At 64.6% G+C, this 25902-nt stretch carries 25 protein-coding genes; 11 read left to right on the top strand and 14 right to left on the bottom strand.

The annotated features are described in order from the left end of the window. Positions 1–171: 171 nt before the first annotated feature. The 9 genes from QCE88_RS05705 to QCE88_RS05665 all read right to left on the bottom strand — a co-directional run bounded on the left by QCE88_RS05705 (position 172) and on the right by QCE88_RS05665 (position 7114). Positions 172–1089, bottom strand: a complete 918-nt coding sequence (locus QCE88_RS05705; protein ID WP_309899948.1) for a YihY/virulence factor BrkB family protein — start codon at positions 1087–1089, stop codon at positions 172–174. A 147-nt stretch (positions 1090–1236) separates the two neighbouring features. Then, positions 1237–1581, bottom strand: a complete 345-nt coding sequence (locus QCE88_RS05700; RefSeq protein ID WP_309899946.1) for a chemotaxis protein — start codon at positions 1579–1581, stop codon at positions 1237–1239. A gap of 128 nt (positions 1582–1709) precedes the next feature. Beyond that, on the bottom strand, positions 1710–3188 hold the full coding sequence (otsA, locus tag QCE88_RS05695) for an alpha,alpha-trehalose-phosphate synthase (UDP-forming) (protein ID WP_309899944.1): 1479 nt from the start codon (positions 3186–3188) through the stop codon (positions 1710–1712). 191 nt (positions 3189–3379) lie between these two features. After that, positions 3380–3616: a hypothetical protein gene (locus tag QCE88_RS05690; protein WP_309899942.1), complete on the bottom strand. Its 237-nt coding sequence runs from the start codon at positions 3614–3616 to the stop codon at positions 3380–3382. A 236-nt stretch (positions 3617–3852) separates the two neighbouring features. Further along, positions 3853–4071, bottom strand: a complete 219-nt coding sequence (locus QCE88_RS05685) for a hypothetical protein (protein WP_309899940.1) — start codon at positions 4069–4071, stop codon at positions 3853–3855. Between the two features lie 225 nt (positions 4072–4296). Next, complete coding sequence (locus tag QCE88_RS05680) at positions 4297–5700, bottom strand: sigma-54 dependent transcriptional regulator (protein ID WP_309899938.1); 1404 nt, start codon at positions 5698–5700, stop codon at positions 4297–4299. Positions 5701–6044: 344 nt separating this feature from the next. After that, a complete protein-coding gene (locus QCE88_RS05675; protein WP_309831260.1) occupies positions 6045–6269 on the bottom strand; it encodes a hypothetical protein in 225 nt (74 codons plus the stop codon). A gap of 96 nt (positions 6270–6365) precedes the next feature. Further along, the gene (locus QCE88_RS05670) at positions 6366–6683 is read right to left on the bottom strand and encodes a DUF883 family protein (protein WP_309899936.1); all 318 of its coding nucleotides are present in this window, start codon (positions 6681–6683) and stop codon (positions 6366–6368) included. Between the two features lie 95 nt (positions 6684–6778). Continuing rightward, the gene (locus QCE88_RS05665) at positions 6779–7114 is read right to left on the bottom strand and encodes a hypothetical protein (protein ID WP_309899934.1); all 336 of its coding nucleotides are present in this window, start codon (positions 7112–7114) and stop codon (positions 6779–6781) included. 605 nt (positions 7115–7719) lie between these two features. Between QCE88_RS05665 and QCE88_RS05660 the strand changes: the two genes are divergently transcribed. The 3 genes from QCE88_RS05660 to QCE88_RS05650 all read left to right on the top strand — a co-directional run bounded on the left by QCE88_RS05660 (position 7720) and on the right by QCE88_RS05650 (position 10167). Continuing rightward, entirely contained in the window at positions 7720–8787 is a 1068-nt protein-coding gene (locus QCE88_RS05660; RefSeq protein ID WP_309899932.1) for a sigma-54 dependent transcriptional regulator, read from the top strand. Between the two features lie 304 nt (positions 8788–9091). Continuing rightward, on the top strand, positions 9092–9646 hold the full coding sequence (locus tag QCE88_RS05655) for a hypothetical protein (RefSeq protein ID WP_309899930.1): 555 nt from the start codon (positions 9092–9094) through the stop codon (positions 9644–9646). Next, the gene (locus tag QCE88_RS05650) at positions 9643–10167 is read left to right on the top strand and encodes a hypothetical protein (protein WP_409018047.1); all 525 of its coding nucleotides are present in this window, start codon (positions 9643–9645) and stop codon (positions 10165–10167) included. Before QCE88_RS05655 ends, QCE88_RS05650 begins: the two co-directional genes overlap by 4 nt. Positions 10168–10248: 81 nt before the next feature. On the opposite strand, the gene QCE88_RS05645 is transcribed toward QCE88_RS05650, so the two are convergent. Both QCE88_RS05645 and QCE88_RS05640 read right to left on the bottom strand, forming a co-directional pair. Beyond that, positions 10249–11604, bottom strand: a complete 1356-nt coding sequence (locus tag QCE88_RS05645; protein WP_309899928.1) for a nitrate/sulfonate/bicarbonate ABC transporter ATP-binding protein — start codon at positions 11602–11604, stop codon at positions 10249–10251. Positions 11605–11616: 12 nt separating this feature from the next. After that, positions 11617–13380 carry an ABC transporter permease subunit gene (locus QCE88_RS05640; RefSeq protein WP_309899927.1) on the bottom strand — a complete coding sequence of 588 codons (1764 nt, stop codon included), beginning with the start codon at positions 13378–13380 and terminating at the stop codon, positions 11617–11619. A 782-nt stretch (positions 13381–14162) separates the two neighbouring features. On the opposite strand from QCE88_RS05640, the gene QCE88_RS05635 reads away from it, so the two are divergent. Next, a complete protein-coding gene (locus QCE88_RS05635; RefSeq protein WP_309899925.1) occupies positions 14163–15848 on the top strand; it encodes a diguanylate cyclase in 1686 nt (561 codons plus the stop codon). 123 nt (positions 15849–15971) lie between these two features. Next, a complete protein-coding gene (locus tag QCE88_RS05630; RefSeq protein WP_309807664.1) occupies positions 15972–16235 on the top strand; it encodes a hypothetical protein in 264 nt (87 codons plus the stop codon). A 39-nt stretch (positions 16236–16274) separates the two neighbouring features. Here the strand turns inward: QCE88_RS05630 and QCE88_RS05625 are convergent, their stop codons facing one another. After that, complete coding sequence (locus QCE88_RS05625) at positions 16275–17615, bottom strand: ATP-binding protein (RefSeq protein ID WP_309899923.1); 1341 nt, start codon at positions 17613–17615, stop codon at positions 16275–16277. Further along, on the bottom strand, positions 17599–18321 hold the full coding sequence (locus tag QCE88_RS05620) for a response regulator (RefSeq protein WP_309807661.1): 723 nt from the start codon (positions 18319–18321) through the stop codon (positions 17599–17601). The genes QCE88_RS05625 and QCE88_RS05620 overlap by 17 nt, the downstream gene beginning before the upstream one ends. A 242-nt stretch (positions 18322–18563) precedes the next feature. Here QCE88_RS05620 and QCE88_RS05615 point away from each other — a divergent pair, with 242 nt between their 5' ends. Then, the gene (locus QCE88_RS05615) at positions 18564–19163 is read left to right on the top strand and encodes a Spy/CpxP family protein refolding chaperone (RefSeq protein ID WP_309899921.1); all 600 of its coding nucleotides are present in this window, start codon (positions 18564–18566) and stop codon (positions 19161–19163) included. An 86-nt stretch (positions 19164–19249) separates the two neighbouring features. On the opposite strand, the gene QCE88_RS05610 is transcribed toward QCE88_RS05615, so the two are convergent. Beyond that, positions 19250–19948, bottom strand: coding sequence for a pirin family protein (locus tag QCE88_RS05610; protein ID WP_309899920.1), 699 nt, complete (start codon positions 19946–19948; stop codon positions 19250–19252). Between the two features lie 580 nt (positions 19949–20528). Here QCE88_RS05610 and QCE88_RS05605 point away from each other — a divergent pair. The 5 genes from QCE88_RS05605 to QCE88_RS05585 all read left to right on the top strand — a co-directional run bounded on the left by QCE88_RS05605 (position 20529) and on the right by QCE88_RS05585 (position 25884). Then, positions 20529–21215 carry a histidine ABC transporter permease HisQ gene (locus tag QCE88_RS05605; RefSeq protein WP_309833691.1) on the top strand — a complete coding sequence of 229 codons (687 nt, stop codon included), beginning with the start codon at positions 20529–20531 and terminating at the stop codon, positions 21213–21215. A gap of 35 nt (positions 21216–21250) precedes the next feature. Further along, the gene (locus QCE88_RS05600; RefSeq protein WP_309807656.1) at positions 21251–21964 is read left to right on the top strand and encodes an ABC transporter permease; all 714 of its coding nucleotides are present in this window, start codon (positions 21251–21253) and stop codon (positions 21962–21964) included. Between the two features lie 26 nt (positions 21965–21990). Beyond that, positions 21991–22770 carry an ATP-binding cassette domain-containing protein gene (locus tag QCE88_RS05595; protein WP_309899918.1) on the top strand — a complete coding sequence of 260 codons (780 nt, stop codon included), beginning with the start codon at positions 21991–21993 and terminating at the stop codon, positions 22768–22770. A 554-nt stretch (positions 22771–23324) separates the two neighbouring features. Further along, positions 23325–24473 (top strand): porin, encoded by a 1149-nt coding sequence (locus QCE88_RS05590; protein WP_309899915.1) that lies wholly within the window; start codon positions 23325–23327, stop codon positions 24471–24473. Between the two features lie 274 nt (positions 24474–24747). After that, positions 24748–25884: a porin gene (locus tag QCE88_RS05585; protein WP_309899913.1), complete on the top strand. Its 1137-nt coding sequence runs from the start codon at positions 24748–24750 to the stop codon at positions 25882–25884. The last annotated feature ends 18 nt before the right edge of the window (positions 25885–25902 follow it).

The raw sequence follows: 25902 nt of genomic DNA, 5'->3' as shown, positions 1-25902 counted from the left end.
CGTTCAGCGCCTCCGTTCAGCGCCTCCGTCCAGCACCTCCCTTCAGCGCCTTGGTTCTGCGCCTCCGTTCAGCGCCGGTGTCCAACGCCTCCGTTCCGCGCCTTCGCACAGCGCCCTCGTTCAACGCCTCCGTTCAGCGCCGTGTTTCTCACAGCGTTCAACCGAAATCCTTCAGCGCCATCCAGAAGCCCTATGCGTGCGCTTGCGCGCCGCCGTGGCCGCGAGTTCAGCACCCAGCAAGAACACCGCCGCCGAGTAATACAGCCACATCAGAATGATCGCCAGCGACCCGGCTGCGCCAAACATGTTGGCCGTCCCGGCATGCGCGAGGTAGAACGCGAACAGCCGCTTGCCGCCCTCGAACAGCAAGGCCGCCGCAGCCGCGCCCAGCGCGGCGTCACGCCAGAGCATGCGGGTCGTCGGCAGGAACTTCAGCAGCACGGTGAAGGCGAGCATCAGCACGGACAGCGAGATCGCCCGCTGGCTGAGCCCCGACAGCACGATGAACGGACTGCCGTCGCCGAGTACCCAGTGCCCGAGAATCTCGACGAGCGCATCCAGCACGAGCAGCGCCGCCACGAGCAGGCCCGCGCCGATCACGAGCCCGAAGGACATCAGCCGCACGCGCAGCAGCGAGACGATGCTCTCGCGCGCACTCACCGCGGGCGTCGGCCAGATCACGTTGAGCGCGCTGTGCAGCGTCGAAAACGTAGCCGACGCCCCGACCAGCACGCCCGCGAGCGACAGCAGCGCCGTGCTGCGCGCGATATCCGCATGCCACGCGTTCGCGACGATCGCCTCCAGCGCGTGAGCCGCGTCGGCGCCGACGACGCCGCTGATCTCATCGAACAGACGTCCCTGCACAGCGTCGGCGCCAAAGAAGATGCTCGCCACCGCGATGACGATGACCAGCGTCGGCGCAACCGAAAACGCCGCGAAGAAGGCGATCGACGCCGAGAACATCAGGCAGTGGTCCTGCACCCATTGCGACACCGGGTCGACCAGCCACGACAGCCAGCCGACCCGCGACGTGCGGCCGGCGGCAACGGTTGGAGTTTGGCTGGTGGTCGGGCGAAGGTTCTGATCCATTGACAGGAGACAGGAAAACGGAGCGCGGCGAAAGGTGCCAGCGCTGATGTTAGCCCGGACAGACGGCGCGCACAGCGGGGGCGCGAATGAAAAGCGGCACGATCCCTAAGGAACGTGCCGCTTGCCTCCATTCACGCCTGGATGTGCTCAGGGGCGCTCGGCGTCCGGATCGGCTTCGTCGTCGGCAATGCCGCGCGTCTCGTCCTCCACTTCGTCGGGAAGGATGTCGCCATCCGGCGTCAGATGATTGTCGCCGTCCGCCGACGCCGCTTCACCCGTGCCGTAACGATCGGTATCGCTGTTCAATTCCGCTTCGGACTGGCCGAGTGCGTGGGCATCGAGTTCGCTTTCGATCTCGCCCGGATAGCGCTTCTCGCCCTGCACGTCCGAGCCGCTGTCCGATGAATCGCTGGGACCGAGCGCGCCCGTGCCATGTCCCTTGCCGTATTCCGCGCCGTCGTCTTCGGGCGGGTTCAATGTGCTTCCACTCATCGTGACCTCCATGGTCGGTTCCTGTTCGTGTTCCATGGAGTTCCGCAAAAGCCGTTCCGCACGTCAATAAAAAACCCCACGCTTCTCTCGAAACGCGGGGCTGCGGTTCAACGCGGCAAAGCGAGGCTTCAGGCCTGCGCTGCCGAAGGCTTTACGGCCGCCGCGCCTGCGGAGCCTGCCGCGGACGTTGCGTTCTGCTTGACCGTCTTGACGGTCTTCTCCGTCACCGAAGCTGCGGTGGCCACACTGCGCAGGTCCGACAGGAACGAGTCGCGCCAGACCGACAGGTTGTTCTCGCGCAGCGGCACCATCATGTCGGCGTGGCGTGCCTGACGTTCGGCGAGGGGCATCGACAGCGCGCGCTCCAGCGCCTCCGACATCTGCGACAAATCGAACGGGTTGACGACCAGCGCGCCCGGCAACTGATCCGCCGCACCCGCGAACTGCGACAGCACCAGCGCGCCCGGATCCTCCGGATCCTGCGACGCGACGTATTCCTTCGCGACGAGGTTCATGCCGTCGCGCAACGGCGTCACATAGCCGACCTGCGAGAGGCGGAACAGCGCCATCAACAAATTGCGTTCGTACTTGCGGTTCAGGTACTGAATGGGTGTCCAGTCGAGCTGCGCAAAGCGCCCGTTGATGCGGCCCGCCTCGCCTTCCAGATTCTGGCGGATGCGCTGATAGGTCTGCACGTCGGAACGCGTCGGCGGCGCGATCTGCACGAGCGACACCCGGCCATGCCAGCCCGGCGCGTTCAGCAGCAGGCGCTCGAAAGCCTGGAAGCGTTCCACCAGCCCCTTGGAATAATCGAGCCGGTCCACGCTCATGATGAGCTTGCGGCCGCGCATGCTGTCGCGCAGGCTGTTGACCTGCTTGCGATTGGCGAATTGCTCGGCCGACTTGGCGATCGCGTCCGGATAGATGCCGATCGGATAGGCGCCGACCTTCATCATCCGTCCGAACGCCTGCAGCATGCCGTCGTCGCTATAGTGGCCACGCCCGGTGCGTTCGATGTAATCGATGAACGACTGCTTGTCGTTGTCCGTCTGGAAACCGACGACGTCGTACTGGCACATCGCCGCCATCAGTTCCTCGTGCGGCGGGATGGTGCGCATCACTTCCGGCACTGGAAAGGGAATGTGCAGGAAGAAGCCGATCGGGTTTGTGACGCCCAGCTTGCGCAGCTCCTGAGCGAAGGGAAGCATGTGGTAGTCATGCACCCAGATGATGTCGTCGGGCTTCAGCAGCGTCTTCAGCTTCGCCGCGAGGCTCGCGTTGACGCGCATGTAACCGGCGAATTCCTCGCGGTCGAAGCGCGACAGGTCATTGCGATAGTGAAAAGTCGGCCACAGCGTGGCGTTCGAGAAGCCGCGATAGTACTGGTCATAGTCACGACGCGTGAGCCCGACTGTCGCGTAGGTCACCTTGCCGCCCTTCTCGACGACCGGCGCAGCCGCCTCGCCGACGATCTCGCCACTCCAGCCGAACCACACGCCCCCCGTCTCCTTGAGCGCATCCAGCACGCCGATAGCGAGGCCGCCCGCGCTGGGCTTGCCTTCCTGAATCGGGGCGACGCGATTCGATACCACGATCAATCTGCTCATTACAGCTTCACCTCTCAGTTGTCGTTGCATGCTCGAATTGGCGATCAAGAGTACGCAAAAAGTGTGCCTTTTTGTGACCTTCCGTAAATAAAAATTTGTACGTGGATGTTACGGACGAAAAAAAACACGCGGCGACCGTCCGCCGCGTAGAAATTTTTGTTCTTGAAACCGGATTGCCCGATCGGCCCCGATCACGAATCCTGCTCGGATCCGAGGTCGCGTTGATAGTCTATTCCCTCGCGCCGCACGCCGCCCTGATTGTGCTCGCCATCGGGCGGAGCGTCAGGCGCGGCGCGGTTCTGACTGGCGGGATCGTGCTCTGTCGCGGACGCCGGGCCGGCTTGCGTGCCGGCCGCCTTGGCGGCTTCGGCGCGCGCTTCGCGCTTGGAAGAATGACGCGCGGAGCGTCGAAGTGCGGGATGCCTCATGATGCCTCCAGAGAAGAAGGCCGTCGCGATAGGACCTCGGCGGCGTCGGACCGATGCGCTCCGGACGAGCGCAGCTTCAGAAAAAACGACCGGCGACAAAGCGAATCGCCGGTCATTATTGCGTCTTTCCTTGTAATCCCTACGTACGGGATGGAAATTTCTTCAAACCGTGCACGAAGTCTGGGCATGGTCCAACGTCGGCGGTTCTGCAAGCTGTTCAACCGCCTTACAAGCGTTCAATACACGTGCGGCGTTTCGTTCGGCCCGGGCGGCGGATCGCCGATCGGCTGTGACGGCGGCTCGGGCGGCTCGCGCGTCGGATCCGGATTGGTGTCGGGCGGCATCGGAACCGGCGGCGGCTGATCGGGCGGCGTCACCGGCGGATCCGGCGGTTGCGGCGTCTGCGCCTCGATACCCACAGCATGGAAAATATGACTTGAATCATTCCGGGACATGATGGGCTCCTTGCGGTCTTGTGATCGTACGTTCCCTATCCGGCGCCGGCGCCTTCGCGCCTTGCGCGGATGTCAATCAGAAGACAGCAAGGGGCATGCCCTTCGGAATCCCGCTCTCACGCTTTTATGGGTCTCATTATCGGCGCAGAAAAGGCGCCTGCCAATGAAAAACGCCTGCGCTTTTAACAGCAGCAGGCGTCTGATTCGTCTAAAGATAGCCGACGTTCAAGGATTTTCGCTATCCGGCTCGCCGACTTCACCACCCTCGCCGACCGTGGCCTTGCTGGCATCCTCACCGTACTCGACGAGCCGGTTATAGAGGGTCTTGAGGCTGATGCCGAGGATCTCCGCAGCCCGCGTCTTCACGCCGCCGCACTGTTCGAGCGTGGCGAGAATCAGTTGCCGGTCCGCCTGCGCCAGCGACGTGCCAAACGGAATGGTCACCGAGGTCCCCGCCGAGGGCTTCGACAGCGAAATCTGCAGCGGCACGGTGGCAGTGCTGTCGGAATCCGACGCGGACATGATGTACGCGCGCTGCACGTAGTTCTTCAGTTCGCGCACGTTGCCTGGCCAGTTGTACGAGGCCAGCATCTCCCGCAGGGCAGACGGGAAAACCTTCTTCGTGCTGTAGCGGTTGTTCAGCTCGTCGAGGAACGCCTGTCCAAGCAACTCGACGTCCTTGCCGCGCTCGCGCAGGGGCGGCAGGTTGATCGGGAATACGTTCAGCCGGTGGTAGAGGTCGAGGCGCAGCTTGCCTTCGAGCACCGCCTGTTCCGGATCGCGGTTGGTCGCGGCGATCAGGCGCACGTCCGTCTCGATTTCCTTGGTCGTGCCGACGCGCATGAACATGCCGGTTTCGAGCACGCGCAGCAGTTTCACCTGCAGCTCGATCGGCATTTCGGTGATTTCGTCGAGGAACAGCGTGCCGCCGTTGGCGCGCTCGAAATAGCCCTTGTGCTGGCGATCCGCGCCGGTGAACGAGCCGCGTTCATGGCCGAACATCTCCGATTCGATCAGGTTCGGCGAGATCGCGCCGCAGTTCACCGCAATGAACGCGTGCTTGCGCCGCAGCGAAAGCTCGTGCAGCGTCTGCGCCGCCACTTCCTTGCCCGTGCCCGATTCACCAATCAGCAGCACCGACGCAGCCGTGGGCGCGACGCGGCCAATCTGGTCGTACACAGTCTGCATCGCCGGGGAATTGCCGAGCATCAGACCGAAGCGGCCCATGCGGCGCAGTTCGCCGCGCAACGTGCCGATTTCCGCCTTAAGGTCGCCGGCACGCGGCAGGCGCGCGAGGATGGCCTTCACGCGCTGCATGTTGATCGGCTTGACCAGATAGTCGGCGGCGCCCATTTTGAGCGCGCTGACGGCGGATTCGACCGTGGCGTGTCCGGTGATGACGATCACCTCGACACCCGAGCGCGGGTCCAGATCTTCGAACAGATCGACGCCGGTGCCGTCGGGCAGCTTCAGGTCCGTGAAGACGACGTCCGGCGTCTGACGCACGAGCTGGATGCGCGCCTCGCGCAAATCGCTGGCAACGGCCGTTGTCAGTCCGTCTTCGCCGATGATCGCGGCTAGTGCCTCGCGGGTACTGGGATCGTCATCGACAATCAATACGTGTGGCATTGCGTCTCGAATGTTTCCAAAGCGTTTTCAGGTCACACGCCTCGATGCGGCGTGGTCTTCTCCGTGCGGGCAGGCCGCGCGGGCCGGTGCGGTGGGCAGCAGCGCTGGATCTGTCAGAGAGGCGCGCGCCGTGTGATTCCGCAAAAATAGAATAATTTCCGATATTCCGCACGCTTGGAATCAACTCATCGTAAGTTTTTCCATTTACACAACTTATGAAAGAGTTTCACTGATTATAAGCGTTTATCAAGTCAAAAACGCACGCTGACCAGACGTGCGTTTCATTGCCTGAAGCGGCTGCGCGATGCTTTCTCGCATCCGCAGGCGCCCGTGTACGCGCGGGCTCAGCTGCGCGGGAAGTGCCACGCGTCAGCTGTGCCGCCGACTACGCCGTGGCCATTCACCGCACCGCCCGAAGCCGGCGTCAGCACCTTGCCGCCTTCGTCTTCCCAGCGGCTGACGTCGCGGGCGGTTCGCCGGCTGGCGTCTTGCGATTGCACCCATTTCCATGCGAGCACGCTGCCCACTGCGAACAACGCACCGAAGATTCCGATCGAAGGACGTGCCATGAATGTTCTCTCCCAGTGTCATGAAAAATCGCTGAAACGTGGACGCGGCCATGCGTCCGGCTTTCGGCCTGTGTCATGGGTGCCCGGCGTGCGCAGTCATCGCGAGACGAGCAGCCCGACCAGGAAGCCGACGCCGGCTGCAATGCCGAGCGACTGCCAGGGGTTGTCCTTCACGTATTTCTCCGTGCAGTCCACGCCTGCGCGATAGCGCGTCTGTGCGCTCGCCTGCGCGTCCTCGAGGGCGGTGCGGGCCGAATCGACGTGTTCGCGCAGGCGCGACCGCAGAGCGTCCACGCCTTCTCCCGGCAGGGTCGCCGAAAGCCGCAGCAACTCTTCCGAGTCGTTGAGCAGCACCTTGATGTCTTCAATGATTTTTTGCTTGCCCAACGCAAGCTGGACAGTCGTCTGACTCATGGAGTGAAGTCCTCGCCCAAGTGGGGTCATGCACGCATCGCCATTGCTGCTGGTAGTGCTACCGGCGGGCGTGCTTGTGTTTATCGATGCGGTTTTCAATGCGTTTCGGCGACGGATACCGACACGGCGAGCCGCTGACCTGCGGCGCCGCGCGCGCGCAGACGCCGCACCAGACCGCTCGCCACCAGCGCGCCGCCCATCGTGCCGAACACGAAGCTCGTCACATTTGCCGCGCGCGCTAGCGCGGGCGTCCCTGCCGCATACCCTAACACCGCGCACATGAGCGCGGTCACCAGCGCCACCGCGGCCCAGTGATAAATGTCGATCGGTTCGCTCGCCGCGAGTTCCGGCCGGTTGCCGCGCGTGCCGCGCATCTTCGCGGGCCGGACGGGCTCGTACGCGATACTGTCGAAATGCTGGATGTTGTCCATGATGCTCTTGCCTCTCTCGCCCATCCTCGTATTTGCGCCGCCGATCCGTGTCACCGCGGCGCTTTCGAATAAGATCGATGGGTAAGATGCAGCTTTCGTGCCAGCAACCGTTTTGATGAGAAGCAAAAGCCCGCATGCGCACAGCCCGCGCCGCCATGAACAGACAGCCGACAGAAGCGGGTAACAATTACGCCGTGCCTTTGTAAATTCGCGACGCGTCCGGCGAACCTTGCCGGAATCTGACGCCAGCGCCGGGCGCCTTCAGACAAAACACCGCATGGCCTTGAGCGCGCATTGCCGCAATGTCGTTGCGAATGGTTAAATAGCGTTTATGAGACAGGAACGTCCGCGTTCAGGCGGCCTTGAAGCACATCGAGGCCGCCTCGCCGCGCAGACGCGCCTGGACCGACGCACGGCCAGGAATCGACACCCGCCCAGCGCGGGGAACGCATCCGGCAACGGGCGTTGCGCGTCGCCTTCCGACGCGCGCGGTACTGCACTTCCGCGTCGCTCGCGCGCCGGCCGCTACCGGACTCAGCGCAGGCGCGCCGCCGGACGCCGCCCGGACAACCCTATTCGCAAGCACTCAGGACACATCAGGACACATGGCGTCAACCGATCTCGATCAGCCGCCCATCGCAGTCGGCGATACACCAGCGCAGAAAAAGCGCAGCGCGGGAGAAGTGCCCGGCCTGAAGTCCTATGGACTGATGTTCGGCTCGTCGCCCGTGATGCAGGAGTTATATGCGCAGATCGAACGCGTCGCCGCCACCGACGCGACCGCGCTCATCATCGGCGAGTCGGGCACTGGCAAAGAGCTCGTCGCGCGGACCATTCATGACCACAGTGCGCGCAAGGATGCTCCGTTCATCGCGGTGAACTGCGGCGCGATTCCCGACAATCTCATCGAAGCCGAACTGTTCGGTCACGAGAAAGGCAGCTTCACCGGCGCGGTCCAGGGACGCATCGGTTACTTCGAGCACGCCAACGGCGGCACGCTGTTCCTCGACGAAGTCACCGAAATGTCGCCCGTGCGGCAAGTCAAGCTGTTGCGCGCGCTCGAAACCGGCACGTTCTTTCGGGTGGGCGGCAACGACCTGATCACGTCCGACGTGCGCGTGATCGCCGCGACCAACCGCGATCCCGTCACGGCCGTCAAGGAAAACGGCTTGCGCGAAGACCTGATGTATCGCCTCGCCGTGTTCCCGCTGCGCGCGCCGCCGCTGCGCGAGCGCGACGCCGACCGCGAGCTGCTCGCCCAGCATTTCCTGGCCGAAATGAACGCGCAGGAAGGCACGAACAAGGCGTTCAGCAAGCGCGCGCTCGATGTCCTGCGCACCTATTCCTGGCCCGGCAACGTGCGGGAATTGAAGAACACGGTGTATCGCGCGTTCATTCTGGCCGAGAAGACGGTTGAAATCGCGCATCCGCATCTTGCGTCGCGGGTGAAGAAGCCGGTGACGCAGGGCGATGCCATGAACGTCTGGGTCGGAACGCCCCTTGCCGACGCGCAGAAGCAGATCATCCTCGGCACGCTCAAGCACTGCGGCGGCGACAAACGGCGTGCGGCGAAGGCGCTCGGGGTCAGTCTGAAGACCTTGTACAACCGGCTCGGCGCCTACGAAAACGAAGACTCCGATTCCGGCGCATCCGCCTCGAAGAACGAAAGCTGACGCGCCCCCGGCAACCCCGCCGATACGCAATCAACGCAAAGCGAACGCCCTGCAGCGTTCGCTTTTTTTTGCCCGCAGGCATGACGCCACGCCGAGGGCGTTCCGTTCGTTTGCATTTGCTTGCAATTTTCACAGCCCGGTAATTAGAGGCTTGCTTCAGAATGCGCAAAGCTCGTGAAACGTTAGCGTCGCGCTTTTCACGGGCGCTGTTCCGCCTGGCTGGCCTCGTTCCGGCGGCGAAAGTTAAAGCAGATTCGAGCACCCGGTCCGCTCGGCCGGGAACCGGACAATGAAGGAAAGCAACATGCAAAACAGGGTAGACCGGCGTGGCCGGCGCGCGGCCGCACTGGCTGCGCTCGTGACGGGGGTCATGGCCTGCGCAAGCCTGACGGGATGCAACTCCCTCTACAGCGAAGGCGCGACGGCCGGCGCGGGTATCGGCGGCGCAGCCATCGCCAGCAGCGTCACCAACAATGCGGCCGTGGCCACCGGCATCGGCCTCGGCGCGGTCGCCGCGGCCAGAACGGGCGTGCAGTACAGCCAGCGCGTGGTCCACACAAACACCCAGGATCAGATCGCATCGGCTGCCGGTCCGCTCGACGTCGGCGCGGTGGCGCCGTGGAAGATCGTGCACTCGGTGCCGATCGAGGACGACGAAAAAGGCCGCGTGACCGTGAGCCGCATCATCAGCAGCGGCGCGCTCGAGTGCAAGGAAGTGGTGTTTTCCGTCGATCGCGACGCCACGCAAGACCGTCCCGCCGACAGCGCCTTCTACGTCGCCTCGGTCTGCCGCGACGGCAACAAGTGGAAATGGGCCTCCGCCGAACCGGCGACGCCGCGCTGGGGCTCGCTGCAATGACGCGTCCCATCAGCGTGCCGATGGCGTTGCGCATCGGCCTGCTCGCGGCCGGCGCCGCGGCCTGCTTGACCCTGAATGGCTGTGCGTCGATCGGCGCGGCCACCGGCGCCGCGGCCGGCATTGCGACGGGCGCCTTCACGACCAATCCGGCCATTGGCTTCGGCGTGGGCGTCGCGGTGCAAAGCGCCACCGACGAACTCGTGAAGCGCACGATGAAGTCGCTGCATCAGGATCAGCAGGTCATGATCGCGGTGACCGCGGGCACGGCCTCGGTCGGCGAAACGCGGCCGTGGAAGGTCAAGCACACGCTGCCGGTCGAGAACGGCCACGGCGAAGTGCGCGTGCTGCGTGAATTCGGCAGCGCGCTTGCGACCTGCAAGGAGTTCGCCTTCTCGGTCGTCGATGGTGATGACGCGAAGGCGCCCGCCGAGTGGTTCGTCGCCACGGCCTGCCAGCAGTCGAGCGGCTGGAAGTGGGCGTCGGCGGAACCGGCGGTGGCTCGCTGGGGCAACCTGCAATAAGATCGTTTCATGCAAAAGCGCGGCCGCCGTCACCGGCGCGCCGCGCTTTTTCTTCGCGCTTTCCGACTGCAGGGAAGACCGTCAGGCCTCCACGTCCTCCAGACTCAGCATTTCGGTCTGATCGTTGTACGAGAAGATCTCGCCGTAGCGGCCCCAGTCGATCACCGCATCGAGCGATTCCTGCGCGGCCTTGTCGGAGAGAAAGTCCTCCAGTTCCTGCTCGAAGCGCACGCGCGGCGCCCGGTGCCCCGGCCGCTCGTTCAGCACCTTCTTGATCCGCGCCGCCAGCGGCACGTGCCGCAGCAGATGCTCGGCGAACATCATCTTGCGTTCCTGCGTACCGAACTCCGCGAACACGCGCGCCTGCGGCGTCAGGAAAATGTCGCCTTCGCGCACGTCGGCGAAGCCGAGATGCTGCAGCACTTCCGCGACCGGGAACAGGTCGTCCACCTCGAGATGCAGCGTGCGCGCGATCTCCGGCATGTCCGCGCGCCCATGGTACGGCGCGGCAGCCAGCGTTTCGATGAGACCCGCCATCAGGTTGGTCGACACCGACGGCAGCCAGGTGCCGAGCTCCAGCCCCTTCTTCTTCGCCTCGTCCATCGGCCGCGCGGTCATCTTCGCGTAGATGTCGTCGACGAGCCGCCGGAACGCCGGATCCAGCCGGTTGCGCGGATGCTTGAACGGCACCTTGATCTCGGCCATCACGCGCCCCGGATTCGAGGACAGCACCAGGATCCGGTCGCACATGAACACCGCTTCCTCGATGTTGTGCGTGACGATCAGCACCGACTTGATCGGCATGCGGCCCTGCGTCCACAGGTCCAGCAGGTCGGTGCGCAGGTTCTCGGCGGTGAGCACGTCGAGCGCGGAGAACGGCTCGTCCATCAGCAGCAAGGTGGGATCGACGACCAGCGCCCGCGCGAATCCGACCCGCTGCCGCATGCCGCCCGACAGCTCGCGCGGATAGGCGTTCTCGAACCCGTCGAGACCGATCAGATCGATCGCCGCCAGCGCGCGCTCGCGTCGCTCGCGCGCACCGACGCCCTGCGCCTCCAGTCCCGCTTCCACGTTCTGCAAAACGGTCAGCCACGGGAATAGCGCGAAGGTCTGGAACACCATCGCGACGCCCTTCGCCGGACCGCGCAACGGCTCGTTCAGATACGTGACTTCACCGGCCGTCGGCTCGATCAGCCCGGCGATGATGCGCAACAGCGTGGACTTGCCGGAGCCCGAGCGTCCGAGCAGGCCGACGATCTCGCCCTCGCGCAACGCGAGGTTCGCATCGTCGAGCACCAATAGCTCGCCCTGGGTCTTGTTGAAGCCGCGGCTGACATTCTGCACGCGCATGATTTCCGCGCCGAGCCGCGGCGGCGTGCCTGGCGGGCGCTGGAAGCCCGGTGCAGCGGACGTCTGCGGGTTTTTGGGGTTCTGCATCGGAACTCGTCCTTAATCCAGCCGGAGCCGTGCTTCGGCGTAGGCGTATAGCGGGCGCCACAACAGGCGGTTGAACAGCGTGACGAACAGCGACATCACGGCGATGCCGAGAATGATCTTCGGATAGTCGCCAGCGGCGGTGGTCTGCGCGATATAGGCGCCCAGGCCGTGCGCGACGACCTCGGTCTTGCCCCACGACACCGCTTCCGCGACGATGCTGGCATTCCATGCGCCGCCCGACGCGGTGATCGCGCCGGTGATGTAGTACGGGAAGATGCCCGGCAGCATGCACTTCTTCCACCACTGCCAGCCGCGAATCTGGAAGTTGCTCGCGGCTTCGCGATAATCGTTCGGATAGGACGACGCCCCCGCGACCACGTTGAAGAGGATATACCACTGCGTGCCGAGCACGATCAGCGGCGACAGCCAGATGTCCGGGTTCAGGTGCCAGCGCACGATCACGACGACGAACACCGGAAACAGCAGGTTGGCCGGGAACGCCGCGAGGAACTGCGCGAGCGGCTGGACCTTCTCGGAGAGCGCCGGACGCAAACCGATCAATACGCCGATAGGCACCCAGACCACCGATGCCAGCGCGATCAGCACGACCACGCGCAGCAGCGTAATGAAGCCGAGCACGAACACGTGGCCCACTTCGCTCCAGGTGACGCCCGTCGACACGAACGACACCACCTTCCACACGACGAACACGGTGATCAGCAGCACGACCGCGCCCCACGCGATGTCGCCCGTGCGGGTGGACGGCGTCTTCGCGCGCAGCGGCAGCCTGACGTTCTCGAGCGCGCCCTGCAGCGACGGCAGCTTGATCGGCACGCGAGCGGCCTTGGCGAGGATCCAGCCCGCCGGCACCAGCAGACGGTGGATCAGGCGCGTGCGGCGGATCAGGTCGAGCAGCCAGGAGCTGGGCTCGTCGCCGGAACTGGTGTTCTCCATGCGGAACTTGTCGGCCCACGCGACCAGCGGGCGGAACATCAACTGGTCATAGGCGAGGATCACGACCGTCATCGCGAGGATGACCCAGCCGATCGCAGCGAGATTGCGCTCGCCGATGGCCGCCGCCAGATACGCGCCGATGCCCGGCAGCACGATCGTCCGGTTGCCGACGGTAATCGCCTCCGACGCCACGACGAAGAACCAGCCGCCCGACATCGACATCATCATGTTCCAGATGAGGCCGGGCATCGAGAACGGCACTTCGAGCTTCCAGAAGCGTTGCCAGTTGGTGAGATGAAAGCCGCGCGAGACTTCGTCCAGGTCGCGCGGCACCGTGCGCAGCGACTGGTAGAAGCTGAAGGTCATGTTCCACGCCTGGCTCGTGAAGATGGCGAAGATCGCCGCGCATTCGGCGCCGATCACGCGCCCGGGGAACAGCGCGAGAAAGAACGTCACCGTGAACGAGATGTAGCCGAGTACGGGCACCGACTGGAGAATGTCCAGGATCGGCACCAGCACGATGGACGCGCGCCGGCTCTTGGCCGCGAGCGTGCCGTAGACCAGCGTGAAGATCAGCGAGGCGACCATCGCCAGCAGCATGCGCAGGGTCGTGCGCAGCGCGTATTCGGGGAGATTCGCGGGATCGAGCGAAATGGCCTGCGTTTGCAGCGTCGAGATCGGCGCCAGGGTTTCGTGAAAGCCGACGGCGGCCAGCGCGATCAGGCAGATGATCATCGGGAAGGCGACGAAATCCCAGCGGTTGGGCAGGATCCGCCAGGCCGACGCATTCGCCGTGCGCTTCAGATTGAAACCAAATTCCATGCAAGGCCCTCCCCGTAAGGCTGTGATGCGACCGCGCGAGCGCGGGTTGGTACTTGATACTTGATACTGGTGACAGCCCGGCAGGCGGCGGACGGGCGGAGCAGTCGCCGGCAGCCCCATGCTCAACGCGCGCCGCGACTAAATGGACGACACGAACGTCATACGCGCTGCCTGTCGTTTCAAGGATCGCCCGTGCCGAACCGAGCGACACTACACCAAGCAACATGACACGCACAACCGTAACTGCGTCCGCACCCGTCATTCATGCGATGTTTCTGTTGCTCTTCGGCGCGGCAAGGGCACAATGAAGGGTCGACGAGCGCTTCCGTGAATGCCTCCCGCGTGCTATTGCTTCCTTTCAGACGGGCTGCAACAGGGCTGCAATACGTCCTTGCCGGGCAGCGCGGCAAGCGGTGCGCCGGACCGTGCGAAGAACGGCGCGGTCAAGTGCGCGAACCCTTGCGCGACGCCTGTGTTGGGCGCACGTCGCAGACCGTCACGAGGCGCTTGATAGACGGCAAAAAACATCGTCCAATCTGGGCTTGTCACGAACAATAAAATGAGCGCCGATGCGATGCGAGACGCCCGATCCGAGCCGGAAGTCCGCCTGTCCCCTGCCCGCCGTCACGGCGTGAGCCTGATTCAGGCCGCCGCGAACCCAGCGCCTTGCAAGCCGCGCGCCTGGTTCGCAGCATGCCTGTTCCCCAAGCGGGTGGACGGGCATCGGCCGGGCGGCGCGCCATTCATGCAGGCCGCGTGAACCACCCTTGCGCCCCAGTCCGATGAACAAGCTCATCCTGCACCGTGTGATCGCGACGCTCGGCCTGGCCGTGCTGGCGTTCGCATGCTGGATCGCCGCGGGCTTGCTGTCGGACCGCATGGTACAGCAGGAGATGACGTCGACCGTGCGCACCGAGCGCAACATGGCGGCGTCGATCGTCGACAACATGGCGCAGATCATCGCGAGCGATCTGGCGCTGTCGCGCGCCATTCCCGCCACGCTCGCCCAGATGGACCTGACCCAGCGCGCCCTCGCGGAGTCGCGGAATTATGCCTCGAAGCCCGGCGAGACGGAACTCGAACGGCGCAACACATGGGCGGCGCGCCCCGGGCTCGAGAAGGTCAATCTCTTCCTGCACGACGCCCAGGGCTTCTCCGGACTCGATACGATCTGGCTCGTCAACGAGCACGGCTACTGCATCGCCTCCAGCAATGCAGGCGACGAAAACAGCTTCATCGGCTTCGACATGAGCGCGCGCGGCTATGTCACGCGCGCGCTGCTCGGCGGCTTCGTCGAGATGTACGGCGTGGGCCGGCTGTCCGGCGAGCCGGGCATCTTCATCGCGGCGCCGTCCTATCAGGACGGGATCCTGGTCGGCGCGGTGATCGCGAAGGTGAGCATCGACCGCCTGCGCCACTGGGTGTCGCGCGCAGGCACCTTCGTCACCGATGAAAACGGCGTCATCGTGATGGCGCACGACGGCCGGCTCGAATACGAAGCCATGCCCCAGGCGCCCGTCAGCCGCATGACCGCGCGCGAAAGGGTCGAGCATTACCGGCGCGACGCCTTTCCCGAACTGCGCCTGACGCGCGTCGGCGAGCAGATGCGCGCGTCCGAACACTGGCTTGCGCCCGCGCTCGCGCAGACCTTCTATGCCGCCAACGGCAGCAACGTGCCCTCGCTGTATGACGAGCGCACCGGCCTGAACTCCGGGCTCTCGGCGCATATCGTGCATCCGCTGACGAGCTGGCCGGAAATCAGCCGCAATCACAGCCGCGACCGCTTTCTGGTCTTCCTGACGATGCTCGGCGTGGTGACGCTGGCCATCGTCATCGCGACCTCGTACTCGCGCGAGCGCCGCCTGCACCGCGCCACGCGCGATCTCGCCGAGCAGTTGCAGGCAGCCAATACCCTGCTTTCCGCCGAAGCGCGCCACGACGCGCTCACCGGCGCGCTGTCGCGGCGCTACTTCCTCGACACGCTACGGCACGAAGTGGAACTGGCGCGTTCGGTCGGCACGCCGCTCTCGGTCGCGATCGCGGATCTTGACCACTTCAAGCAGATCAACGACCGCTTCGGCCATGCGTCCGGCGACCGGGCGCTCGAGCATTTCGTCGAGGTGTGCAGGACCCAGCTGCGGCCGAGCGACGCGATCGGCCGGCTCGGCGGCGAGGAATTCGGCATCCTGCTGCCGCAGACCGCGCTCGCCGACGCCCAGGCCGTACTCGAACGGCTGCGCAAGCGCTTCCATCACGAGCATTGCGCGCACTTGCCGGACGATGCGGCGCTGTCGGTGTCCATCGGCATTACCGAACTGGCGCCCGACGACGCGCTCGAATGGATTCTGTCCCGCGCCGACCTGGCGCTCTACGAGGCCAAGTCGCGCGGCCGCGACCGCAGCGAAGTGCGGCCCGCCGACCCCGCGCCGCCCGCCCGACATCCCGAAGACTCGCTCGCGGGCAAGTAAGACCGCGTGCCACGGTAACGTCCGGTCATATGCACGGTCATGCGCCCGGCGCGACGTTCGCGCAGCGGGCAGGTATCATCGACATTCGATTTCGAATGACGCTGGCCTCAATCGGAGGATTGCATGAAGGGAAATCTGGTGATCGTGTGCCGGGATCAGGATGCGGAAACGTTCGACCACCTGCTCGCCGAATACGGTTCGTATCAGACGCGGCTTTCGTCGACGGCCTGGTTCCTGAAGATCGACCTCGCCCCGGAAGCGATCCAGGACGAGATTCTCTCGCGGCTCGGCAAGTACACGACGCACTACATCTTCGAGGCGTCCACGGTGACATACAACACGGTGGACAGCGAGGCGGCCTCGGCGCTCGAAACGCTGTTCGACTGAGCGCCGCCGGCGCGACAATCACGCCGCACACGCCGTTTTCTACAGCACGCGCTCTTCCGGTTGCGGACCCGGGCGGCGCTCGTCGGCCGGCAAGGTCGCGAGGTCGAACGGGAACGTCATCCGGACTTGCAAGCCGCCTTCCGCGCAATTGGCGACTTCACACTCGCCGCCCGCGCGCCGCACCAGCCGCTCGACGATCGCCAGCCCCAAGCCACTGTGGCCGCTGCCGCCCCGCGCCGGATCGAGCCGTACGAAGGGCCTGCTGGCCTTGATGAGATCGTCGGGCGCAATGCCCTTGCCGTGATCCGTGACCTGCAGGACCCAGCCGCCCGTGCCGCGCCGCGTCTCGATGACGACCGGCGGCGCGCCGTAGGCATGGGCGTTGTCGAGCAGGTTCGATAGCAGCCGGTCCAGCGTCGCCGCCGGCAACGCGAAGGTCGGCCCCGCCTCCAGACTCAGTTGCACCGGCTCGGCGCCTGGCGCGACCGCCCGGTAGGCCCGCACGATGCGCTCGCACTGCTGATCCACTGGAACCGGCTCGCTGCCGTCCGGACGGTCGTGCGCGAACACCAGGAACTGGTCGACGATATGCGCCATGGAATCCACGTCGCGCACCACGCCGTCGCGCATTTTCTCGTCGTCCATCATCTCGGCGCGCAGACGCAGGCGCGCAAGCGGCGTCTTGAGATCGTGCGCGACGCCCGCGAGCATCACCGCGCGGTCGTTCTCGGCCTGCGACACCTCGCGCACCATCTGATTGAAGCCGTGCGTCAGCTGGCGCAGTTCGCGCGGCCCGCGCTCGGGCACGACCGGCGTCGGCTGGCCCCGGCCGAAACGCTGCACGGCCTGCGCCAGACCGCGCAGCGGATTCTGCAACTGCCACGCGCCGAACAAGGCCGCGAGCACCGCCGCCGAGAAAATGATCAGGAGCCACACGACCATGCGGTCGCGCGAGCGCGGCGGACGCAGCGGCTGCACCGGCACGACAATCCAGCCCGCATCCTTCGCGCCGTGCACCCAGACGCTCGGCGGCCCGCCGGGCTCGTTCAGGCGTACTTCGGTGCCTTCCGGCAGCCGGTCCTTGAGATCCTCGATGAAGCGCTGCAACGGCGGCGGCAGGTCTTCGTCGGGCGGCCTCGGCACTTCGGCATTGCCGAGCGGGACCACGCGCACGCGCGGCGGCAGCGGCTGGTCTGGCGTATTGGTGATGTGCTGGCGCACCGCCTCGACGAGAAACACGGCTTCCTCGACCGCGAAGCGCGTCTGCACGTTGTCGCGCTCGAAGCGGATGATCGCGAACCACGCGACATGCGACAACACCAGCATGCCGATGACGATGACGACCAGCCGTCCGAACAGCGTGTCAATTGCCCGGCGCATTTTGCTCGCCGTCGGGCACGAACACGTAGCCGCGTCCGCGCACCGTCTGGATGAAGCGCGGCGCGGACGGATCGGTTTCGAGAATGCGCCGCAGGCGCCACACCTGCACGTCGATGCCGCGGTCGGTGCCGTCGTATTCCGGGCCGTGCAGCAGTTCGAGCAGGCGCTCGCGGGTGAGCGTGCGCATCGGGTTGTTGACGAATATCTTCAGCAGCGCGTATTCGCTGCCGGACAGCGTGAGCGGCTTGTCGTCCTGCTGCAGCGTGCGCGACTGGAAGTCCAGCCTGAAGCGGCCGAACGAATACGGCTCGCGCTGCTCGGGCGCCGCCGAGGGCACCGTGCGGCGCCGCCGCAGCACCGCCTGCACGCGCGCAAGCAATTCGCGTGGATTGAACGGCTTGCCGAGGTAGTCGTCCGCACCGAGTTCCAGACCGACGATGCGGTCCACGTCGTCGGCGCGCGCGGTCAGCATGATGACCGGGATGTCGTCGCCGGACGCGCGCAGTGATTTGAGCGCGGTCAGGCCGTCGACGCCCGGCATCATCAGGTCCAGCACGATCAGGTCGGGCCGCTCGCGTTCGATGCGGCGTTCGAGGCCACCGGCGTCATGCAGCACCGATACCTCGATGCCCTGCCGGACCAGATAGTCGCGCAGAAGGTCGCGCAGTTCGGCGTCGTCGTCGACGACAAGTATTTGCGTAGTCATGGCTCGAAGTTTAGCGCGTGAGTCAGGCGGCCATCGATGACGGACCGGCCTCAAGGGTTACGGGGTGTTACCACGAAAGCATGGCGTAAACCGGCGTAACAAGCCTGAACCTTGCCGTAACACGGCTCGCATCGCGAACCCCTACGCTGTGTTTCACCGACAAGGGCAATGCCACAAACCGCTGACGGACCTGTCATGCAGGCGTTGCTGCCTCGGCTTCAAAACAATCAGGGAGTTTCGAGATGAGCAAGCAATATCGCATTCTCACCGCGGCAGCAGCCGCCATCGCTTTGACGTTCGGCGCCGCGCATGCCGCCACCACGGACGCGCCCCCGCCGCCGCCGGCCGGCCCGGCGATGATGGGTGGCCCCGGCGGCCCCGGTGGTCATGGCGGGCATCACATGGAACAGCGCATGAAGAAGCAGCTGGATGAACTGCATGGCCAGCTGAAGCTGAACGCGGACCAGGAAAAGCTCTGGCAGACGGCGCTGACCACGATGAAGCAGAACCATCAGGCGATGCACGCGAACTTCAAGCAGATGGGCGAGCAGTTCAAGTCGATGCAAAACCAGCCGATCCTCGACCTGAACGCCATGCACGCCGCGCATCAGAAGGTGGATGAGCAGAATGCGCAACTGCGCGAGCAGACCGCCGCCACGTGGCTGAACTTCTACAACGCGCTGAACGACCAGCAGAAGACCACCGTCAGCACGGCGCTCAAGAAGCACTTCGCCCGGATGCACGCGCACGAGCAACGCAAGCATGAGCGCTGGAACAAGCATCGCGACGGCGCGGCCGGCGCGGCGCCCGCACCCGGTGCATCGGCTCCCGCGGCGCAGTAAGCCCGCGCTCGATCTGATGTCCTGATGCAAAAGGCCGCGGAGCTTGACGCCCCGCGGCCTTCTTTTTTGCCGTGACGGACCCGGACTTACGCGAGATCGAACAGCAGCACTTCCGCGTTCTCGCCCTGCTCCACCGAGACCTTCGCGACATCCTCGATCATCGCGGCATCGCCCGCGCCGAGCGACTTGCCGTTCACCGTCACCGCGCCGCGTGCCACGTGCACATAGACACGGCGGCCCGCCGGCACGTCGAAGTCCGCGCGTTCGGCGCCGTCGAACAGCCCCGCGAAGATGCGCGCGTCCGCCCCGATACGCACCGAGCCGTCCTCGCCCTCCGGCGACGCGATCACGCGCAGCCGGCCGCGCTTGTCTTCATCGGCGAAACGCTTTTCCTCGTAGCCCGGCGCGCCGCCCGGCGCATCCGGAATGATCCAGATTTGCAGGAAGTGCGCGGTCTCGGTCGGCGAACCGTTGAATTCGCTGTGGCGCACGCCGGTGCCGGCGCTCATGCGCTGGACGTCGCCGGGACGGATGGTCGAACCGTTGCCCATGCTGTCCTTGTGCGCCAGCGCGCCGTCCAGCACGTAGCTGATGATCTCCATGTCGCGATGGCCATGCGCGCCGAAGCCCTGGCCGCCGGCCACGCGGTCTTCGTTGATCACGCGCAACGCGCCGAAGTGCATGTGCTGCGTGTCGTAGTAGTCGGCGAAGGAGAAGCTGTGATACGAGTCGAGCCAGCCGTGGTTGGCATGACCCCGTTCGTTGCTGCGACGAATCTCGAACATGATGTTTGCTCCCGCCCAAGGCGTTGATTTGCGATGGAGAGAATGTAAGGGCGACGCCCCCGCTGAACAACGCGTGCAACGGCACTACATTGTTCTGCTGATGCAGGTAATCGGACGCTTCCGGCTGCACGTCCGCGTGTCCGCCGGGTTCGGGTAAAATACCGCGCTTTTCCGGGATGGCGACGCGTTGTAATCGGGCGCGAGACCGGCCTGGCGCAGGTCGACAGGCGTTCCGGATACCGCGCCTGGACGTTTCGCGCGACGATGGCGGCTCGACAGTTGCTTGCCGGCAAGGGTTTGCGAGAACAGCAAACCCGCGGTAATCCGCATTTTTGACCATCTAGAATACCGACCGCTGGCCTGTTCGCTGAAACACGGACAGCGCAGAACAGGCCAGGCCGGGAAATACAGCTGCAACGCGCGGAACAAGGCGCGAACGGCCGGGGAGAAAGATGAGACCATTCGCCATGCGCGCGGCGCCGTCATCCGCGGCCGACGCCGCCGGAAGCCGTCGCGCGAACCGTCACGCGACGGACTCGTTCCACTGCATGCACGTCAGGCACCTTACCAAGGAATCACCATGTTGCAAGGCTACGGTCCGCTGATCCTCGCGGGCACCTGGCAAACCGTCAAGCTGGCGGTGCTGTCGCTCGCGTTCGCCTTCGTGATCGGTCTCATCGGCGCGGCGGCGAAACTGTCGAAGAACCGCCTGGCCTCGGGGGTCGGCACGATCTATACGACCCTGATCCGCGGCGTGCCCGACCTCGTGCTGATGCTCCTTTTGTTCTACAGCATCCAGATCTGGCTGAACCAGCTGACCGACCTGTTCGGCTGGGATCAGATCGACATCGACCCGTTCCTCGCGGGCATTCTCGTGCTCGGCTTCATCTACGGGGCGTACTTCACCGAAACCTTCCGCGGCGCGTTCCTCTCGGTGCCGCGCGGCCAGCTCGAAGCCGGCGCGGCCTATGGCATGACGCCCTGGCAGACCTTCACGCGCATCATGTTTCCGCAGATGATGCGCTTCGCGCTGCCGGGCATCGGCAACAACTGGCAGGTGATGGTCAAGGCGACGGCGCTGGTCTCGATCATCGGCCTGGCTGACGTCGTCAAGGCCTCGCAGGACGCGGGCAAGGGCACGCTGCGTTTCTTCTTCTTCACGCTTCTCGCGGGCGCGATCTATCTCGCGATCACCACGATCTCGAATCTGGTGCTGATCTGGCTCGAGCGGCGCTATTCCATCGGCGTGCGCCGCGCCGACCTCTAATCCTGCTACTGGTCTAATCACGAGCGTCTGGGATCATGATCGAAATCATCCAGGAATACTGGAAGAACTACCTCTTCACCGACGGCTACCGCATCACCGGTCTCGCGATCACGATGTGGCTGCTGGTCATTTCCATCGGCCTGGGCTTTTGTCTCTCCGTGCCGCTCGCGGTCGCGCGGGTGTCGAAGAACAAGCTGCTGTCGCGCGCCGTCTGGCTCTACACCTACGTGTTCCGCGGCACGCCGCTGTATGTGCAGCTGCTGCTGTGCTACACGGGCCTGTACAGCCTGCAGGTCGTGCGCGATCACATGCTGCTCGCCGAATTCTTCCGCAGCGGCATGAACTGCACACTGCTTGCGTTCACGCTGAACACCTGCGCGTACACCACCGAAATCTTCGCCGGCGCGATCAAGGCGACGCCCTACGGCGAGATCGAGGCGGCGCGCGCCTATGGCATGTCGGGCTTCACGCTGTATCGGCGGGTGATCCTGCCGTCGGCGCTGCGCCGCGCACTGCCCTACTACAGCAACGAAGTGATCCTGATGCTGCACGCCACCACGGTGGCGTTCACCGCCACCGTGCCCGACATCCTCAAGATCGCGCGCGACGTGAACTCGGCGACCTATCAGTCGTTCGAGGCGTTCGGCATCGCCGCCCTGCTCTATCTCTGCATTTCGTTCGCGCTCGTGTGGCTGTTCCGCCGTGCCGAGCATCGCTGGCTCGCTTATTTGCGGCCGCAAGGCAAATAAGTAGTCGAGTCAGTCAAGGACCGTTCATGAACTCCCAGATGCACAAGCTTTTCGTCGACGACATTCACAAGCAGTACGGCAGCAACGAGGTGCTCAAGGGCGTCTCCCTCAAGGCGAAGGCCGGCGATGTGATCAGCATCATCGGCTCGTCGGGCTCGGGCAAGAGCACGATGCTGCGCTGTATCAACTTCCTCGAGCAGCCCAATCAGGGGCGCATCTTCGTCGACGGCGACGAAGTCCGCACGCTGAAGGACAAGACCGGCGCGCTCAAGGTCGCCGACCCGAAGCAGCTGCGCCAGATGCGCTCGAAGCTCTCGATGGTGTTCCAGCACTTCAACCTGTGGTCGCACATGAACGTGCTGGAGAACGTGACCGAGGCGCCCATCAACGTGCTCGGGCTCTCGAAGAAGGACGCCGAGGACCGTGCGCGCATGTATCTGGAAAAGGTGGGCCTCGCGCCGCGCCTGGAGAAGCAGTATCCGTCGCATCTGTCGGGCGGACAGCAGCAGCGGGTGGCGATCGCCCGCGCGCTCGCGATGCATCCGGACGTCATGCTGTTCGACGAACCGACCTCCGCGCTGGATCCGGAACTGGTCGGCGAAGTCCTGAAGGTGATGCAGACGCTCGCCGAGGAAGGCCGCACGATGATCGTCGTGACCCACGAGATGGCGTTCGCGCGCAACGTCTCGAACCACGTGGTGTTTCTGCACCAGGGGCGCATCGAGGAGGAAGGTCATCCTGATGCGATCTTCGGCAACACGAAGAGTGAGCGCCTGAAACAGTTCCTCTCGGGCAGCCTGAAGTAAGCGTCATCCTGTCGCACCAGCAAGCATCAACTCCAGAAAGAGCGCCCGCGAGGCGCTTTTTTTGCGTCCGCGCGCCGCCGCATCCCACTGTTTCGCGTCGCAAGTCGAACTAGCGCCACGCTCCGTCCGCGTCAATAGGAGACAAACCTGACCCCGAAACTTACATTGCGCTGAAGCCTCGGTGGCATAAGGCTTTGCGGGGTGTTTCCCATGCTGTGGGTCATCTCCATAACACATCACCATTGCGTTTTTGACACAAACGAACGGCCTTTGTCATTTTTCTTTGGCGCGCATAACGTAATTTGTTAAATTGGTAACGAAAGTACCAAAACGAAGTACCGAAAAAGTAGTTTTACTTCAAAAGTCCACAAGAAACTGAGGAACGACACCGATCAACGAATCGGCGTCAGATTCGCGCGTACCCCACGTGAATCGCTGCAAGCACTACAAGCCCGCGTGTCCTTCCTCTGAAAAACAATTTTCGGTTGGGTGCGCCTGCATCGAACCACACCGCAGCACTTGGGTTCTATTTCTCGACAGGGTTGGAGGAGATGATGAAGAAAGCTTTGCTCGCGTCGGCAGCACTGCTGACGTTCAGCGCGGTGGCGCACGCTCAGAGCAGCGTGACGTTGTACGGCCGCCTGGACGCGGGGCTCGAATATATGAATGGCGTGCCGACCGGTCCGGCCGGCGCACCCGCCACCGGCAGCTCGCACCGCTTCAAGGCGGAAAGCGGCGACTGGGGCACGAGCCTGTGGGGCATGAAGGGTGTCGAAGATCTGGGCGGCGGCTATCGCGCCGTGTTCCAGTTGGAAGGCAGCTTCAACACCATGACGGGCGCGGGCCCGGGCGGCGGCGGTCTCTTCAATCGCTGGGCGACGGTCGGTGTGGCGAACAACCAGTTCGGTACCCTGTTGCTGGGTCGTGAGCTGTTCATCTCCAACGGCGTGTGGGACTTCGATCCGTTCGGCCAGTCGAACTGGTCGTCCGCCTCGCTGGTGCGTGGCCGCAACTGGCCGCAATCGAGCAACAACATTTCGTACCAGTCGCCGAAGATCGCCGGCTTCGACTTCTACGGCCAGTACGCGCTCTCGAACGCGACGAACTGGAACGGTAACGGCACGACGCCGCAAGGCCGCGAAGGTGGCGCGTACATCACCTACACGACGCCGCTGTTCCAGATTCGCGGTATGTACGATGAAATCCGCAACCCGGCAAACGGTACGCTCGGCGGCGTGTACAACGCGATCGACGGCGGCGCGGGCGGCAACGGCGTGTACGGATATTCGCGTGAGTACTCGGCGATGTTCAACGTGTTCCTGGGCCAGTTCAAGATCCAGGGCGCCTATCAGGCCATCCGCAGTTCCGGCATGACGGGTCAACTGCCCGGCCAGCCGACCGCACTCGATCACGAGTGGGGCGGCGTGACGTGGCAGGCCACGCCGGCAGCGGCGCTGATCGCGGCGGTCTACCACGTGAACGGCAACAACGGCGCGGGTAACGCGAACATCTACACGATCGGCGGTTCGTACAACCTGTCCAAGCGCACGCTGCTCGATGTGCAGGTCGCATCCGTGCAGAACAGCAAGACCGCCAACTACGGTCTGAACGCCAACAACTACGGTTCGGCGGCCTCGACGGACAATCCGTTCCCGGGCCACAGCCAGACCGGCGTGTACGCAGGCATCCAGCACTCGTTCTAAAACACGAGGCGGACAAGAACAGAGCTTCAACAGGTTTTCACGCTGCTGCGAGAGGCGCGTATCGGTGCGGTACCCGAAAGGGTATCGCACCGTTTTTTATTGGAGCGCCGCGTCTGCATCACCCGGCTGACGGCCTCATGCGCGGCGGACAAAATTCGACAAAGGCATCCTGCCGAATAGCATCTCTTCTCCTCCAGAATTCGAGTCGGCGGTTCATCCGGCCGCGCGTCGCGTCCGATCGAATCGCCATCGATCAAGGACATTGGAGGAGACCATGAAGAAGGCTTTGCTCGCGTCGGCGGCGCTATGGACATTCAGCGCGCTCGCGCAGGCCCAGGGCAGCATCACGTTATATGGACGCCTGGACGCCGGCCTCGAGTACATGACGGGCGTGCCCACCGGCGTCGCGCCGAACGGCGCGGCCACGGGCAGTTCGCACCGCTTCCGCGCCGAAAGCGGCGACTGGGGCACGAGTCTGTGGGGACTGAAGGGCGTCGAGGATATCGGCAACGGCAACCGCGTGGTGTTCCAGCTGGAAGGCAGCTTCAACACGATGAACGGCCAGGGCCCGGGCAACAACGGCCTCTTCAACCGCTGGGCCACGGTCGGCCTGGCCAACGACCGCTACGGCACGCTGCGGGTCGGGCGCGAACTGTTCATCTCGAACGGTCTGTGGGACTTCGATCCGTTCGGACAGTCGGCGTGGTCGTCGGCATCGCTGGTGCGCGGGCGCAACTGGCCGCAGTCGAGCAACAACGTCTCCTGGCAGTCGCCGAAAGTCGCGGGCTTCGACTTCTACGGCCAGTACGCCTTCTCGAATGCAAGCAGCTGGAATGGCAATGGCACGAGCCCGCAAGGCCGTGAAGCCGGCGCGCAGATCACCTACACCGCGCCGCTCTTCCAGGTGCGCGGCCTCTACGACGAGATCCGCAACCCGGCCAACGGCTCGCTCGGCGGCGCTTACGCAAATGGCGGCAACGGCGTCTATGCCTACTCGCGCGAATACACCGCGCTGCTCAATGTGTTCCTGGGGTCGTTCAAGCTTCAGGGCGGCTACCAGGCCATCCGCAGCTCGGGCATGAGCGGCCTGCAACCCGGCCAGCCTTCCGCGCTCGATCAGGAATGGGGCGGCGTGACCTGGCAGGCAACGCCGGCCGCCGCGCTGATCGCCGCGGTGTATCACGTCAACGGCAACAACGGCGCGGGCAACGCCACGCTGTATTCGATTGGCGGCACCTACAACCTGTCCAGGCGCACCTTGCTCGATTTCCAGGTGGCGACGATGCAGAACAGCGGCAGCGCGAACTACGGCCTGAATGCGAACAACGTGGGTAACACGGCCGCGACCGACAACCCACTGCCCGGCCATAGCCAGAGCGGCGTGTACGCGGGCATCCAGCATTCGTTCTAAACTGCCGTTCAGCCCGTG

Source organism: Caballeronia sp. LZ035 (assembly GCF_031451175.1).
Taxonomy (GTDB): Bacteria; Pseudomonadota; Gammaproteobacteria; order Burkholderiales; family Burkholderiaceae; genus Caballeronia.
This window is presented reverse-complemented; position numbering and strand designations above follow the sequence as displayed.